Source organism: Maribacter aquimarinus (genome assembly GCF_047345505.1).
Lineage (GTDB): Bacteria > Bacteroidota > Bacteroidia > Flavobacteriales > Flavobacteriaceae > Maribacter.
On sequence record NZ_JBLFEO010000007.1, the window covers coordinates 47,785 to 62,715 of the forward strand.

Sequence of the window (14,931 nt, forward strand, 5' to 3'; positions counted from 1 at the left end):
AAAAAAATAAAATTGTCATAATTTTCGGGTTTTCATTAGGCACGAATATCGCTTTGTGGAAAGAAATGTATTTTAGCCATAAATACACGCGCCTTGATCTTTTTGTACAACTGTTTGGTGGGTCTGTCCTGGAACCTCCTGCGCCTTGTTGCTTTCTTTGACCCAAAAATAGCCCTCTTTGTTAGGGGCAGGCAGCAGTCTTTTGCCCGTTTGGAGGCCGCCCTGGAGAAAAACCACCCCACCATTTGGGTGCACGCGGCCTCCCTGGGCGAATACGAGCAGGGCCTGCCCGTAATGGAAGCGTTGAAAAAGGCCCATCCGTCACATAAAATGGTGCTCACCTTTTTTTCGCCTTCGGGCTATGAAGTGAGGCAAGGCAATGCCGTTGCCGATGTAACGGTGTACCTGCCCATGGACACCAAGGCCAAGGTGGCCAAATTTTTGGATACGGTAAGGCCCCGCCTGGCCATCTTCATAAAATACGAACTTTGGCCCAACTATCTCATGGGGCTAAAAAAGCGCCGTGTGCCCACCGTGCTCATTTCGGCCCTTTTTAAGCCAGAACAGATTTATTTTAAGCCCTACGGAGGGTTCATGCGAAAAGCACTGCTGGGCATCTCCCATTTCTTTGTGCAAAACGAGGCCTCCAAGCAGTTGTTGGCGCAGCGGGGCTTTCCCAATGCCACGGTGGCCGGGGATACCAGAATGGACCGCGTGGCCGCCATTTTGGACCGGGACAATGCCCTGCCCTTCATGAAAACTTTTAAAGGGGACAGGCCCTGCTTGGTGGCGGGCAGCACCTGGCCGGCAGACGAGGCCATCCTGGTGCCCTACATCAACGCCAACCCAGAGGGTCCTGTGTACGTGCTGGCACCGCACAACATCAAGAAAGAGGACATTGCGCAATTGAAAGCCTCCATAACCCTGCCCACCCTGCTGTACTCAGAACGATCGGACGCAAACCCGGCCGATCACAAGGTGCTCATAATGGACACCATTGGCCTGCTGACCAAGGTCTATGCTTATGCAGATTTTGGCTATGTGGGCGGTGGCTTTGGCACCGGGCTGCACAATACGCTGGAACCCGCAGTGTTTGGCATACCCATCATGGTGGGCCCGGAGTACAAAGGATTTTTTGAGGCCGAAACCCTAGTGGCCAAAGGCGGCATAAAAAGCGTTGGGAGCACAAAGGAATTTGCGGATACGATGGACGCCCTCCGTTCCCAAAAGAAAATGGCCGCAACCATGGGTGCCGTGAACGCCGCCTATGTGCAAGAGCAGAAAGGGGCCACCCGCACCATTATGGAGCACGTTGGCCCATTGCTCAAAGAGCACGCCTAACAGAAGGCGGAAACCCCATTGCCCAGGGCTGCACCTGAGCAAAAACAAAGGTGTTTGCCCACCGATGAACGAAGGCAGGGGAACATTAACAGGCCCCGTAAGGTTGGGCACCGGGCACCTTAAAAGAGTTTTTTTACATCTTCATCGGATTTAGCACCCTACTTTACAGCGCTTTAGGCCATAATTTGGTATCTTGTAGCAAACAACACTATTGTATTATGGAAAGACAACTCACTTTTGGCACCAAGATGCTCAACGCTTTTTTAAAGATCATGGTAGCCTGCCTCATTGGCATTCTCATTGCCATACCGGTGGCCCTGGTTTTGCAGTTTTTGAACATCATTTAAACCTAACAGCCACATGGCACCAACCTTGAACTGAGGCACCAACAGCAACACTGAAAGCCGGTTGATGCCCCGTGGGAACGTTCTGGTCACCCAACCGGTTTAGGATTGTCCCGATAGTTTTCCACCAGATGGAAAAAGGCCATCCCCAGAAAATAGAGCAACACATCCACCACATCTGCCGTGTAGCGCGGATCCCGGCCGGGGAGCCAAACTTCAAAATAAAGGCTGTAGCACAAGGTAAGGGCAAAGGACAGGGCCAAGGGAATCTTTAGGGCGGCATCTGACTTTACATAGCGCAGGCCATATTGGCACATTTTGAGCACCAAGGGCATGCAGAGCAAATTGTTGAGATGGTTGTTTGCCCACCACGGGAGCGCCAACTCCAAGCGCTGGGCAGTGTACACCGATGCGGCCAACACCAGAAAAATGGGGAAATACCACATTCTTAGCCTTCCTTGCCAAGTGAACCTCCTTTGCCGTGTATTTTCCAACCTTGCCTTCATCCCACCAACTAGGCTGCTATATAGCTAAAAATAAAGGCAATGAAAGACCCTATGGCCAGCACCACCACCCATAGGTAGTAAAAAAAGTTGGCCACCCCCTTCACGAGCAGGTTGTTATGGTTACGGGCCCTTTCAAAAAAAACCGTGACCGGATTGGGCTTTTTCAGCGCCTCCAGCGCGCTCTTTTCCGCTTCCTTTTCTTCCCGTTCCAAACGCCGCTTGAGCAGCACGTTCACTATGGCACCACACTCCTTGCAGTAATCCCTGTTTAGGTTCACCGTACTACATTTTGGACAGGTTCTGTAGACTTCTTTTGGCATTGTTCTAAATGTTCTGCGCGTGGTGATGGGGCGGCCAAAGGCCCGGCCGCTTTTTTAAAACCCTCATTGATAAAGGGCAACAGGGCATCATGCTGCTTGCACCTCCGTGCCTCCGCGTTTCCAGCATTTGCCACAAAAATAAGCATCCGAGACCTCAATGGGGGCATCAAGGGGGCGTAAGAGCTATCGTTTATCCGGAAAAAGGCCATTTCTTGCAGTCATTTTGCCCAAAGTATATGGCAAACCCGGGCCCCGCTTGCAATAGCCTTCAACCACTTCGGGGGCCATGTGTTCACTTCCGGCCCTACCCGTTTTGTTCAGGTAGAGGAAAAACAGCGGGGCAGGACCGCATTAGGCAACAGAGGGAACCATCACCCATCATTCCGCATCCACCCCGACAAAGGGAAAGTCTTCCGAGGTAGTGCGGCTGTTTTGCATGATGTCCTTGAGCTCATTTAGTTTCTCGGGCCTTTCCTGTGCCAGGTCGTTTTGTTCTGATGGGTCTTTGGAAAGGTCATAAAGTTCATACGTGCCGCCGTTATCCCTGATATTGTAGCGCACCAACTTCCAGTCGTCCTTGCGCAGGGCCTGCCTGCCGCCCTTCTCGTGAAACTCCCAATAGAGGTGCCGGTGCTTTTTTTGGTCTTGGGCATTGCCCCGCCAGGTGGGCAAGACGGAAATACCATTGGTACCTTCGGGCACGGGCAGCTCCAACAGTTCCGCAAAGGTGGGGTACATGTCCCAAAAGGCCGAAACGTGCTCCGTGCGGCTGCCGGGGGCGATCTGGCCCTCCCATTTGGCGATCATGGGCACGCGGATGCCCCCTTCGTAGAGATCGCGCTTGTAGCCCCGGAAAATGCCATTGCTATTAAAATAATCGGGGTCTGCACCTCCCTCCATGTGGGGGCCGTTGTCCGAGGTGAAAATGATGATGGTGTCCTCTGCAAGGCCAAGCTCCCCTACCTTGTCCATGATCTCGCCCACCTGTTCGTCCAACAGGTGCACCATCGCGGCAAAGGCCGCATGGGGATGCTCTTGGGATTCATAGCCGCCAAGGCGGTAGTTGGGGCCGTTGTCCAGGCCCTCATAAGGGGTTTCGGGTTCCAATTTGCCCCGGTAAAGGGCCATATATTCTTCTGGCGCAATGAGCTCTGCGTGGGGAATAATACTGGGATAGTACAAAAAGAAAGGCTGTTCCTTGTGCACCTCCATAAAGGACAGCGCCTCTTCATGAATGAGCTGCGGGGCGTACTGTTCCTTCTTTTTTCCCTCATTGCCGGGCAGCATCACTTTTTTGTCATTGTCCCACAAATGAAATGGGTAATAATGGTGCCCCAAGCGCTGGCAGTTAAAGCCGTAGAACCGATCAAAACCCTGGTTCAAGGGCGCGCCCTCAGAACCGGGGTAACCCAGGCCCCATTTTCCAAAGGCTCCAGTGGCGTAACCCCGCTCCTTGAACAATTCGGCCAGGGTACGCACGCTGTCCAAAATGGGCCATTGCCCTTCCGGTCTTATTTCCTTATTGCCCCGTATGGCGGTATGGCCGCTGTGCTGGCCCGTCATCAGCGCCGATCGGGAGGGGGCGCAAACCGTGGCCCCGGAATAGTGCTGGGCAAAGAACATGCCCTGGCGGGCCAGTCTGTCTATGTTGGGGGTTTCAAATTTCTCTTGGCCGGTAAAACCAAGATCACCATAGCCCAGATCGTCCGCCAAGATATAAATCACATTGGGCAGGCGCTGTTCCCTTTGCACGTGGCCCTTTTTAGGAGGTCTTTCCATACAGGCTCCCGACCCCAAAAGCACCATACATAAAATCACTAAACGGGTAAGATATTCGCCTTTGTACACGTTTCCATATTTAGTCCGTAAAATAACCAAAAATCCGTTCCCGTTAAAATTTTGTGCCGTTCCGGCGCACGGATTCTTTTACAACCAATGTACATCTAGGGTCATGATCGTTAAAAACCAAGCAGATCATGGACGACAACAAGGTTCGATGTTGGCCAGAATGTTACGGTGGTTCCGGCATCGATTCTGCAACGGCCCTAAAACTGTACCAACAAGTTGGTCCAGGGGACCAAGGAACCCCACAGGGCTCGCGAACATCCTGGATTGGTTGCAAATACCAGCGGGCACCACCATGGACCTTGGGGGCAGGAGAGGTTCAATATCGCTGTTTTTTCATTTTAAATGATTTGTATAGGAACAAAAGCAGCTCTATGCGTTTGCTTTTATGGTAAGACCATTCCCCGTTGTAGCTTATTTTTTCTCCACGGGAAGCGTTCTTGAACAGATACACACTGTCCGTGGCGTGGTTACTTGGCGGGATACGGCTAAAATCAAACTCGGCATAGTTTTCTTGTTTTAATGTTTCAAAAATATTTTGCATCATATAGTAGGTGGCACCGTTGTCTCTTGCGGTCAAAGAGTTTGCAGCATAAACATCGGATGCAAAGGGTTTATTGATATGGATCACTCTGGCGGCCAGGGGCAGTCCTTGCTTGTCATAAACCATAAACAAACGCATATCCCGAGTCTTCAAAAGCGCTTTTAAGCTATGTTCTTCCAGCTGATGGCCCAACTTTTTCAATTCAGCCATTTCCTTGAACATGGACACAATGGATGTAATGACCGTTGCGGAAATATCCACCACCTCTTCAAATATCAATTCTGAGGCAATGGCTTTTTTCACGTTTCGCTTCCAGTTGCGATTAAAGCCAAAGTCCTCTTGCAAGCGAAAGATGATGGTTAAAGGGCACGAAAAAGACCCGATGGGCCTAACAAAACCTGCACGCCTGATCCCTATTTCAAACTCCACATCGTACCTATTGTTGCTGTCCAGTTCAAACCCAACGTAATTTAGGGCTGTCAGTTTCGTGTAGAATTCCCTGACCTCATTTTCATTGATATGTTCCGAAGTGGTTTCTCCATTAACCAAAAGCAACTTTTTATTGGAAAATGGAATTTTCTGTTCTTTTCCCCAGAGTGCAATTTTTACATCTTCTTCATCATTGACAAAAAATACGATCTTATGGTTTTTTTTAATTTGGCTACGGTACCAGCCTTCTGATTGACTGTAGGGAATCCGTTTTAGTTTTTTTTGTAGTGTGAAAAAATGCGCTGCATCCTTGATCTGTATCATCACCTAGTTTTTTTTTAAACAGTGCGTCGTAAACATACATTTGCCCATCTCCTCTGAGAGCAATGCGCAACGCCACACTTTGATGGCCCTCACCTTCATTACGGGCACCACTTTGGCAGAAACGGCACGCATCCGCCGGGGTTCCTTGGGCCCAAGCCATTACGGCACCTGCTGGTTAGGTTCACCATAAGCCGGTTTTTGCAAACGAAGGACCTCCAAAGAAAAATTCAAGGGGAAAAGATAGGTTATCTGGTGTGCTGGGGATGTAGATTTCTACAAATCGCTCGTTAAATCGTCATAAGGAAGAAGTCATTGAGGAAAATTGGCCCTTACACCAGCTTGGGTAAATATTCTTGTTTTCTGTTCGTTGGTAAGGTTTATAAAATCACTCATAATAATACATTAGTAAATCCCCGAAAATATGGGCTATCCAAGAAGGTGCCAGCTTCATATCTTGGTATATGTTCTCAGGGTCTTCTTTTTTTAGTTGCTCTTTAATCTTGGCAATTGCTTCTCTGGTCACCTTTTCTTTTCCAATCTCTTTCAAAGCCTGTATTGCAAGACCGCTCAATCTACCCTTGGCAGCCAAATTTTTCGGGCTGGCCTTTTTAAATTTTATTTTTCGCTTACCTATTGCAATAGTTCTTGGTGAACCATCCGTTAAAAAAACTGCATTTAGTGGAACTTGTGTTGAAAGCCCTAGCAAGTTCAAAGCCTGTATTCCAGTTGGAATTATACGAGCGTTATCACGAAATGCTATTTCCTCTGCGATGGTCTCTATATCCGGATAGAGCACCCCTAATAATTCATCTCTTTCAGGATATAAGTATATACCACGTGCCAGACGTTCCAAAAAACCCTCATTGGTAAGCCGCAATAAAGATTTCTTGGTGTTTTCCACACCATACTTTATTTCAAAGTCTGACGGCATCACTATCCTACCCTTCTTCCCAGCTTGGATTTCATTTCTTATTTTCTCTTTTACTGACTTCAACTTTTAAAGTTTGTCCCAAAGATATGCTTTTTTTGGGACAAAAGAGGCCAAATATTTTATAAATACACACAATTAAATAATATTTAATTGTTTTGTGTGTAAAATATAATATTCTTATTTTTGTAGAAATTATGAACTAACACGCTTAAAAATGGAACTTGGAAAGAGAATAAAACAGTTAAGGCAAGATAAGGGGCTATCCCAACAGGAATTTGCTGATTATACAGGGTTTTCAGTTTCATATATCCAAAAATTTGAAGAAGGAAAACGAGAAATGAAAACCAATCATTTGATACGTTTTTCCAAGGTTTTAGACTTGAAGCCATTCGATATTATAAACACCGAAAGCACCAATTTGGAATACCGTCCTGGTGACAAGTCTGCTTTTTCGATGACCAATATCGAATACAGGGAAAAACAACATTTTCACAAAACCTTTGAAAATGAAATTATCGAAACCATTTCGAGTGATTTCTTTAACATCATCGAGCTTGAAAGCATAATGAACGATAAAATCAAGTTCAAAAATCCCGTAGAAGACATTGTAATAACAAAAGGTAGTGATGTTGAAAATGCGGTCAAGGCTATTCGTAAAAAATGGAAGCTCGGTAAAAACCCTATCTATGATGTTATACACTTATTGGAAAACAAAGGCATAAAAATATTTGAAGTTGAAAAACAAAAAGATTTTGTTGCGTTTTCCGGTTGGGCCGGTGAAGTCCCGATTATTGTACTGAATTCAATAAACCCTGATATATCAAGACGTCGCTTTACTACGCTTCACGAATTGGCACATTTGATTCTAGATTTTGACATTGACGACCATAATAAGATTGAGCGTTTCTGCAACCATTTTGCAGGTGCGATGTTACTTGTTGAAGATGTGCTTCACGACCACTTTAACAATCAAAGAAATGGTATTACCCTAGAAGAACTTAAAACCATAAAAGCCGCCTATGGTATATCTATCTGGGCGATTATTATGCGAGCCCTAACTCTCGGAATCATTACTTGGGACACGTATCATTCGTGGAAAGAAAACTATGACCAATGGCGAGAGGATGAAAACGCTGAATTTGGTGAGTACCGCGGTGTTGAAAAGCCAAAACGATTTTACAGCTTATTGGCCAAAGGTTTGAATATGGATAACAAAGAAGGAAAGTCAAGATTGTCACCAACCAGAGCTGCAGAGCTTTCAAATATGACTGTAAAGGAAATTAAGGAACGGTTTGGTGGAAAAAACTTTATGCGAAACTAGATGTATATTTTCAGCGACATAGAATTTCTGCTTCTGTTGGATAACTTCCAAATTTTGGATAGGGCCTCGGATTCATTCTATGTTACAGAAATGGCTTTGGAATCTAGTTGTTACAACCACGTTGAGCGTTCACGCCTAAAACGTTTAGTCGATGAAGGCAAGGTAAAATCGTTTTCTCTGGAAGGCGATTTTTTTAAGTTTTCCTGTAAGCAAAGTATAAGATTTCCGGGGCTACAGATAATGGATTTTGCTGCTATTTATTATGCAAAAACCATCAATGGATTTCTTGTTGAAAGGAATGACTTGATAAAAGAATGCGCCGAAATCAATGAGGTAAATGCATTGTCGGCCAACGAAATATTAACCAATATTGTAAAAGAAAAAAAGTATATGGACTTTATAAAAGCATTATAAAATAAAAGCTGATATACGTGATATCAGCTCTATTATTTACTTTAAGATAAATTTAGAAAATTATCTGTAAAGACTTTGTTTTAAGCGACACAAATATACCGTTTATTTCGGTATTTACAAGTCTTCCACACACAATCTTCCCTTTCCTTTTAGAGTAAGTAATGTTCAGCTACTAACTGGTGGCACGCTCTATTTGTATAATTTTTTAAATCAATTTGTTATGGCAAAGAACAAGCCTTATGGCGACAATGCAAGAAAAGGGGCAGTTAGAAACCGTTCCCAAGTACTAAACCCAAAAACTAGGCTTTACGTTAAACGAGATTCCAACTCAGGAAGATTTATGGACGTAAAGACCAGCGGCGGAAAATTCAAAGGTGTTACCGATAAAAGTAAGTAGCACTTCAGCGAAACCCAAATGCTGTGAACTTGGGCTAATTTAATTTTTTGATTATGAATTATTCATATCAAAACGACAAGTTGAGTCTTTGTAAAAAAGACACTTGTCTTCATTTAAAAGGGGATAACGCCAGAGTTATTTCCACAATTCTTACCGTAGTGACCTTTGTGGCGGCTGTATCTGCAATCGCAAAGGCTATCAGGTAAACAACTAGGCTGGCTCTTCGAGAATCAGCCTAGTTATTAATCAAATTTCGCTATGGAAAAAGAAAGACTAAAATATACAATGACCCGATTGGACCACTATTACGATAGTGTGAATAACAAAACTGCAGTGTATATCGCCATCAACACCTTCATTACTGGTGGCACGATTACGCTGTTAACCCAAATCCAAGACCTTCTTGATAAGGAAATTTGGCTATTGATATTGTTGGCTGTCATCATTGCCTTCGGTGTGGGCAGCCTCATACTATTGGCATTGGCCAGTATGCCGTATTTATCGGCGAAGACAGAAATAGAGTCGTTGTACTATTTTGCTAGTATTGCGGAAAAAAGTGCTCAAGAGTTTTTTGATTTATCAAAAGAGCAAGGCAAAAAAGATGATAAAAGAGATTTAAGAAACCAAGTTTATATGCTTTCAAAAGGCCTGAAATCAAAATTCAAAAAGCTAAAATGGGCTTGCGGCCTATTGATTATACAATTTGTGCTATTGGCACCCTTAACCTACATATTAATTAAAATTACCTCGTAAAATGAACTTATTTGAAGACTACAAAAATGTAATTAAAAAAGCGGTCGAGAACGACCCTACCAAATCTAACAGAATCCTCGGGCTTAGTGAGTCTGCGCTAGAAAGTAATCGTGAATACCTCAAATTATTGAGGAACGAGCTTCCTGGCAGGGAACTATCGCCCGAGAAGAAATTATTTGCCAAAAGAATGGGTGTGTCTGAAACTTTCGATTACCAACCCTTAGGAAGCCATCCAGATTTCGCATACTTAAAAAGTACAGATTTAGTCGAAGAGCATTGGATTATTTCAGGTTTTATAGATGTTAAGAAAAGTACCAAGTTATTTAACAATTTCACAAAAGCAACAGTAAGATTAATTACTGAAAGTATCATCAGAGCATCAATGTTTGCGGTTAACCTTTGCGGCGGTTATGTGCATCGCATACAAGGTGATGGCCTAATGGTGTATTTTGGCGGAAAGAATATCGAAAAACTTAAAGCAGTTGAAGATGCACTAAAATCCTTTTCGATGATATCTTACTTCGTCAAAAATGACTTAAAGGACTTTTTTGAGGAAAATGGCATACAAGATATTCATACCCGAGCTGGGCTGGATTTAGGTCATTCGAAACAAGTAGATTGGTTCTATTCTGGCATTGGGGAATCAGGTGAAGTTACCACGTGTAGCCTTCACACAAGCCTTGCACCTAAAATGCAGAGCAATGCCAAAAACAGCGGAATAGTTGTCGGACACAACATAACCACTCAGCTGAGAAAAGATAAGTATTTTGAGCAACGAAGTAAGGAAATACACGATTATGAGGATGGACGAAAGCACTATCAATACAATTTTGATTGGGAAAGATATCTAGTTGATAATAACCTAGCCGTTCAAAACGATATGGGTGTTTTAGTGCTTACCATTAACGTTACAGCTGACCCCAGTAGAAATAGCAGGGATTTATACCCAATAGCCTCAAAAAGCAAACCCTACTTTAATTATGGCTAAAAATGCATTAGTGAAAGATATTGATGGCTTTTTAAACAAATATTTTGCATTTGAGAAAGTTGAAAGTCCTAAAACCGGATATTTAGCTCTTGAGGGTAAAATAAGTGTACTTGACAGAAATGATAAACTCTGGGGACAGTTTGAAATACTCATTTTAGTCAATGAGAAAAACTACCCGCACACTATACCAATCGTAATTGAGAAGACAAAAATAATCAAAAGGGATTGGGATTTCCATATTTCAAAAGAAGGTGAATGCTGTCTGGATATACCCCACAAGCTTCTGAAAATGAAAAAGCGGGGAATTGTTCTCGAAGAGTTTTACAGAGAAGTCATATATCCCTTTTTCGCTAATTATCACTACAAAGTAGCAACTGACAATTATGCCAATGGCGAGTACGAACATCACTTTAAAGGCATTGCTCAATTTTATCGGGAAGAATATGGTCTTAAAGATTATGAAGACATTATTGCGCTGCTTGAAACAACCATTTCTGGAATCAAGCATCAACCGAATAATCAATGTCCGCTATGTGGTGGTCAAAAATACAAGAAGTGTTGCCGTAAAAAAGTTTATAGTTTGCGCGCATACGGTCCATACCGGTTAGAAGGTGATTTAGCTTTATTTAGGGAAAATAGCCTTAAAGCTGAAAATATCTCGGCATAAAATCTAGGTACAAATAGGGTTTGGCATCAAGTGACATCAATTTACCAACGGATGGTTACACCAAAATTAAAACCCAAGATTTAAGGGTGGGCTTTCCGGTCTCCCACAATCCGTGCAGTGGTAATTTACCATCGGAGGGAGGCACCCCGGTTTCGCTCATTGCCATGGTCCCATCTCACTTTCGTTTTGCCCTCAGTGGTCAAAATGGCAAAAAAAAAGACCTCTCGTTGCCAAGAGGTCTTCTGTTGTACAGGCGGAGAGACTCGAACTCTCACACCTTTCGGCACTAGATCCTAAGTTTTTTCCGATTTGTACCTATAAATACTAAAATACCTTATTATCAATTACTTACGAAAATGTACAAATCAAATAACATCATAAAAAGCCATATAAAACCATCATTTGTTGTACCTATGTTGTACCCAGATTTTGTATCTTTATTTAAAATAAGGCAATGGCTACGATTCAAGCGACACTAAGAAGAAAGAAAAATAACGCAGGGCTTTATCCTATTTCTATCCGTATTACCAAAAATAGGAAATCCACCTATATGTATACAGGACAATATGTTGATGAAAAGTATTGGGACTCTGTAAAGAACAAAGTCAAAAAAAATCATCCTAATGCTACACGACTGAACAATCTGATTTCGGCCAAGTTGGCGGAAATCAATAAATCACTTTTGGATATCGAGAGCGATTCCAAACCGATCGCCCGAATAGAGGAAATTAAGAATACGATTAAAAACAAGCATAAGAATCATTCCTTTTACACATTTGCCGAAGCTTATTTTGAGGAATTGGAAAAGAACAAGAAGTATTCTCGTATCGATTGTGAACGCCCCTTATTGAATAGGATTAAAGGGTATCCAAGGGCAAAAACGTTGACCTTCGAGGCTATTACTCCTCTTTTCTTAAGAGGTTTTATCTCCTATTTAAGGAGTACAAAAGATTCCGTTGGGGAAAGAAGCATTGTAAACACCTTGATTTTCATACGTACATTGCACAACAGGGCTTCACAACAAGGCATTGTCTCTAGGGACAATTATCCTTTTGGGAATACCGATGGAAAGATTAAAATAAGAATTCCAAAATCTATCAAAATCGGTCTTACTTCAGAGGAAATCAGAATTATCGAAGATATAGACCTTTCTGACAATCCAAAGCAGCACCACACTCGCAATGTATTTCTTTTTAGTTTCTACCTCGCCGGAATGAGGGTTTCCGATGTAGTTCAAATGACGTGGGCAAACGTGCAAGGAGAAAGAATATATTATACCATGAACAAGAATCAAAAAAACCTTTCACTCAAAATACATGGTAAACTTCAAAAAATATTGGATGAGTACCTCCCGACGAAAACCGCACACACCGATTATATCTTCCCTGAATTAAAAGAAGCCGCCAATAATCCGAAAGATATTTTAAGGGTTAGCAAAACGGCAAACAAAAGACTTAATAGATATTTGGCGCAAATTGCCGAAAGAGCGGAAATAACAAAGAAAATCACGATGCACGTTTCCCGTCATTCCTTTGGGAATATATCTGGTGACCGAATTCCGTTACAAGTTTTGCAAAAGCTTTATAATCATTCTGACATTAAGACTACAATTGATTACCAGCAAAACTTCGTAAATAAAGATTTAGACGATGCTCTTGATAGTGTCATCGGTTTCTGATCTATTCGCACATTATGTTTGATTTCACTAAATACGTTATCAGCCTGATAAATAGTTTCATTTGAAAATAATTATGTACTTTTGTTCATAATATTTATTTGTTCACGTTTTCGTGAACGATAAAATAAAGTGAACAATGAACGATCAAGGAATTGTGCAATATGCATTGGCCAACCTTCAGAAAACAGCTAAAATCGAAGCAAAATGGCTTGATAACGCCCCCAATGAAGTCTTAGATGGTACGATAGCCCTTACGCTGAACGACCGGACTATCAAGCTTGGTATAGAAATTAAGAAAGAGCTGAGAAATATCCATCTACCAAAATTAGAGGCATTCGCCAAGGAGTATCATCCTTTTATGATCGTTGCACAAACCATATTTCCCAAAATAAAACAAGAGCTTCGCAATAGGAACATCGCCTATCTAGAGGCTAACGGTAATATTTACCTCAACGAAAAAGGAACCTTCCTTTGGCTGGATGTCAACGAACCCATCGCAATAAAGCAAAAGACCACAAATAGGGCATTTACCAAAACCGGCCTAAAGGTCGTTTACCAGTTCCTATTGGACCATACATGGGTCAACAAAACCTATCGTGAGATAGCCGATAAAACGGATACAGGTATCGGCAATATTACGAACATCTTCAATGGCCTAAAGGATGATGGTTTCCTCATTCCACTTACCAAGGATACCTATATCCTAGAGGGCAATAAAAAGTTACTCGAAAAATGGATTATGGCCTATGAAAAAAAGTTGAAACCAAATCTGGCCATTGGAACATATCGATTTGTTGATAATGATACTTTTTTCAATTGGAAGGACATTAAATTAAAACAGGGGCAAACGTTCTGGGGAGGAGAACCCGCCGGAGACATCTATACCAATTACCTTCGACCGGAGGAGTTGACGCTGTACACCGCCGAACCGAGAAACGAACTGATGAAGAACTATAGACTTGTTCCCGATGAAGGCGGTAATATCAAGATCTACGAAAAATTCTGGAAGGACAATACCGAGGAAAAAAATGCCGTCCATCCGTTGCTAGCTTACGCTGATCTGATAATGAAAGGGGATAGACGGTGTACCGAGACCGCAGAAAAAATATATAATGAGTACTTACAAGATAAATTTTAAACAACTCCGCCAAAGACCCGATTTTTTAGAAATGTTGGCAGCTTTGGAACGAGGTTTTGCAGCATTCCATGTCGATTTTTATTTGGTCGGTGCGGTCGCCCGTGATGTATGGATGACGGCAATTAATGAAATCCCGCCAAGCAGAATTACAAGGGACATTGATTTTGCCGTTTTTATCGAAGACAAGGGAATCTATGAAAAACTAAAACGACACCTTATTAAAATAGAACACTTTCAACCTTCCAAAGAGAATAACTTCGTGTTATTTTGGCAAGGAAGAATGCAAGTTGACCTCCTTCCTTTCGGAAACATTGAAGATGAAAATGCCAAGGTAAGTTTGGAAGGTACTGGCCTTACCAGTTTGAACATGCCTGGCTTCAAAGAAATTTATGAAAGCGGATTGCCCGAAGTAGAATTGGAAGGGGAACATCGATTCAAGTTCTGTACCTTGCCCGGAATCGTTATTCTAAAGCTCATCGCTTGGGAAGACCGTCCTGAAATCCGAAGGGATGACCTAAAGGACATTCTGACAATACTGACTCATTTTTTTGAAATGTACACCGACCAAATTTACGAGCATCATTCAGATTTATTTGGCGACAATGATTTTGGACTTAATCTCATTGCCGCACGGGTTATGGGTCGGGAGATGAAGAAAATAGCGATCAGGAATGAAAAACTCTATGAAAGACTGACCAATCTTTTGGAAAAAAATACCATGGATGTCAATACAAGCGAAATTAGCAAGATTATGGCAAATTGGGCCAATACTACTGTTGAGGAAAGTCTAAAACCATTAGTTGAAATTCAGCTTGGTTTCCGAGGCGATTGAAAAATATTTTTCCGTCCAACCCCAAATCTTACCATAACTAACCTGCGCGTGGATCCTATGGAGTTTCTTTAGCGTTCCGATAGATAAGCGTAAAGAAGAAACTCCATAGGGCGCAAACCGACCTTGGCTCGGCACACCATTCCTCTTCTCTCCCTATCC

At 42.7% G+C, this 14,931-nt stretch carries 16 protein-coding genes; 11 read left to right on the forward strand and 5 right to left on the reverse strand.

The features are described from left to right. Window positions 1-93: 93 nt before the first annotated feature. Together ACKWCC_RS06860 and ACKWCC_RS06865 are read left to right on the forward strand one after the other, a co-directional pair. Window positions 94-1,341, forward strand: a complete 1,248-nt coding sequence (locus ACKWCC_RS06860; protein ID WP_413995171.1) for a 3-deoxy-D-manno-octulosonic acid transferase — start codon at window positions 94-96, stop codon at window positions 1,339-1,341. 218 nt (window positions 1,342-1,559) lie between these two features. After that, window positions 1,560-1,688, forward strand: a complete 129-nt coding sequence (locus ACKWCC_RS06865) for a hypothetical protein (protein ID WP_413995172.1) — start codon at window positions 1,560-1,562, stop codon at window positions 1,686-1,688. 86 nt (window positions 1,689-1,774) lie between these two features. On the opposite strand, the gene ACKWCC_RS06870 is transcribed toward ACKWCC_RS06865, so the two are convergent. The 5 genes from ACKWCC_RS06870 to ACKWCC_RS06890 all read right to left on the reverse strand — a co-directional run bounded on the left by ACKWCC_RS06870 (window position 1,775) and on the right by ACKWCC_RS06890 (window position 6,647). Continuing rightward, on the reverse strand, window positions 1,775-2,131 hold the full coding sequence (locus ACKWCC_RS06870) for a hypothetical protein (RefSeq protein WP_413995173.1): 357 nt from the start codon (window positions 2,129-2,131) through the stop codon (window positions 1,775-1,777). A 68-nt stretch (window positions 2,132-2,199) separates the two neighbouring features. Next, window positions 2,200-2,511: a hypothetical protein gene (locus ACKWCC_RS06875; RefSeq protein ID WP_413995174.1), complete on the reverse strand. Its 312-nt coding sequence runs from the start codon at window positions 2,509-2,511 to the stop codon at window positions 2,200-2,202. Window positions 2,512-2,889: 378 nt separating this feature from the next. After that, window positions 2,890-4,263: an arylsulfatase gene (locus ACKWCC_RS06880; RefSeq protein WP_413995175.1), complete on the reverse strand. Its 1,374-nt coding sequence runs from the start codon at window positions 4,261-4,263 to the stop codon at window positions 2,890-2,892. A 412-nt stretch (window positions 4,264-4,675) separates the two neighbouring features. Next, window positions 4,676-5,653 (reverse strand): hypothetical protein, encoded by a 978-nt coding sequence (locus ACKWCC_RS06885; protein ID WP_413995176.1) that lies wholly within the window; start codon window positions 5,651-5,653, stop codon window positions 4,676-4,678. Window positions 5,654-6,038: 385 nt separating this feature from the next. Further along, window positions 6,039-6,647 (reverse strand): DUF6088 family protein, encoded by a 609-nt coding sequence (locus ACKWCC_RS06890; RefSeq protein WP_413995177.1) that lies wholly within the window; start codon window positions 6,645-6,647, stop codon window positions 6,039-6,041. 151 nt (window positions 6,648-6,798) lie between these two features. Here ACKWCC_RS06890 and ACKWCC_RS06895 point away from each other — a divergent pair, with 151 nt between their 5' ends. The 9 genes from ACKWCC_RS06895 (at window position 6,799) to ACKWCC_RS06935 (ending at window position 14,772) form a co-directional block, all read left to right on the forward strand. Further along, window positions 6,799-7,905 carry a helix-turn-helix domain-containing protein gene (locus tag ACKWCC_RS06895; RefSeq protein ID WP_413995178.1) on the forward strand — a complete coding sequence of 369 codons (1,107 nt, stop codon included), beginning with the start codon at window positions 6,799-6,801 and terminating at the stop codon, window positions 7,903-7,905. Continuing rightward, complete coding sequence (locus ACKWCC_RS06900) at window positions 7,906-8,319, forward strand: hypothetical protein (protein ID WP_413995179.1); 414 nt, start codon at window positions 7,906-7,908, stop codon at window positions 8,317-8,319. A gap of 220 nt (window positions 8,320-8,539) precedes the next feature. After that, window positions 8,540-8,716, forward strand: coding sequence for a hypothetical protein (locus tag ACKWCC_RS06905; protein ID WP_413995180.1), 177 nt, complete (start codon window positions 8,540-8,542; stop codon window positions 8,714-8,716). Window positions 8,717-8,974: 258 nt separating this feature from the next. Continuing rightward, window positions 8,975-9,469 carry a Pycsar system effector family protein gene (locus ACKWCC_RS06910; protein ID WP_413995181.1) on the forward strand — a complete coding sequence of 165 codons (495 nt, stop codon included), beginning with the start codon at window positions 8,975-8,977 and terminating at the stop codon, window positions 9,467-9,469. Between the two features lies 1 nt (window position 9,470). Continuing rightward, a complete protein-coding gene (locus ACKWCC_RS06915) occupies window positions 9,471-10,457 on the forward strand; it encodes a hypothetical protein (RefSeq protein WP_413995182.1) in 987 nt (328 codons plus the stop codon). After that, window positions 10,450-11,124 carry a hypothetical protein gene (locus tag ACKWCC_RS06920; RefSeq protein ID WP_413995183.1) on the forward strand — a complete coding sequence of 225 codons (675 nt, stop codon included), beginning with the start codon at window positions 10,450-10,452 and terminating at the stop codon, window positions 11,122-11,124. Before ACKWCC_RS06915 ends, ACKWCC_RS06920 begins: the two co-directional genes overlap by 8 nt. 454 nt (window positions 11,125-11,578) lie before the next feature. After that, window positions 11,579-12,802, forward strand: coding sequence for a tyrosine-type recombinase/integrase (locus ACKWCC_RS06925; RefSeq protein WP_413995184.1), 1,224 nt, complete (start codon window positions 11,579-11,581; stop codon window positions 12,800-12,802). A gap of 136 nt (window positions 12,803-12,938) precedes the next feature. Continuing rightward, on the forward strand, window positions 12,939-13,940 hold the full coding sequence (locus ACKWCC_RS06930) for a type IV toxin-antitoxin system AbiEi family antitoxin (protein WP_413995185.1): 1,002 nt from the start codon (window positions 12,939-12,941) through the stop codon (window positions 13,938-13,940). After that, on the forward strand, window positions 13,915-14,772 hold the full coding sequence (locus tag ACKWCC_RS06935; protein ID WP_413995186.1) for a hypothetical protein: 858 nt from the start codon (window positions 13,915-13,917) through the stop codon (window positions 14,770-14,772). Before ACKWCC_RS06930 ends, ACKWCC_RS06935 begins: the two co-directional genes overlap by 26 nt. Window positions 14,773-14,931 lie beyond the last annotated feature (159 nt).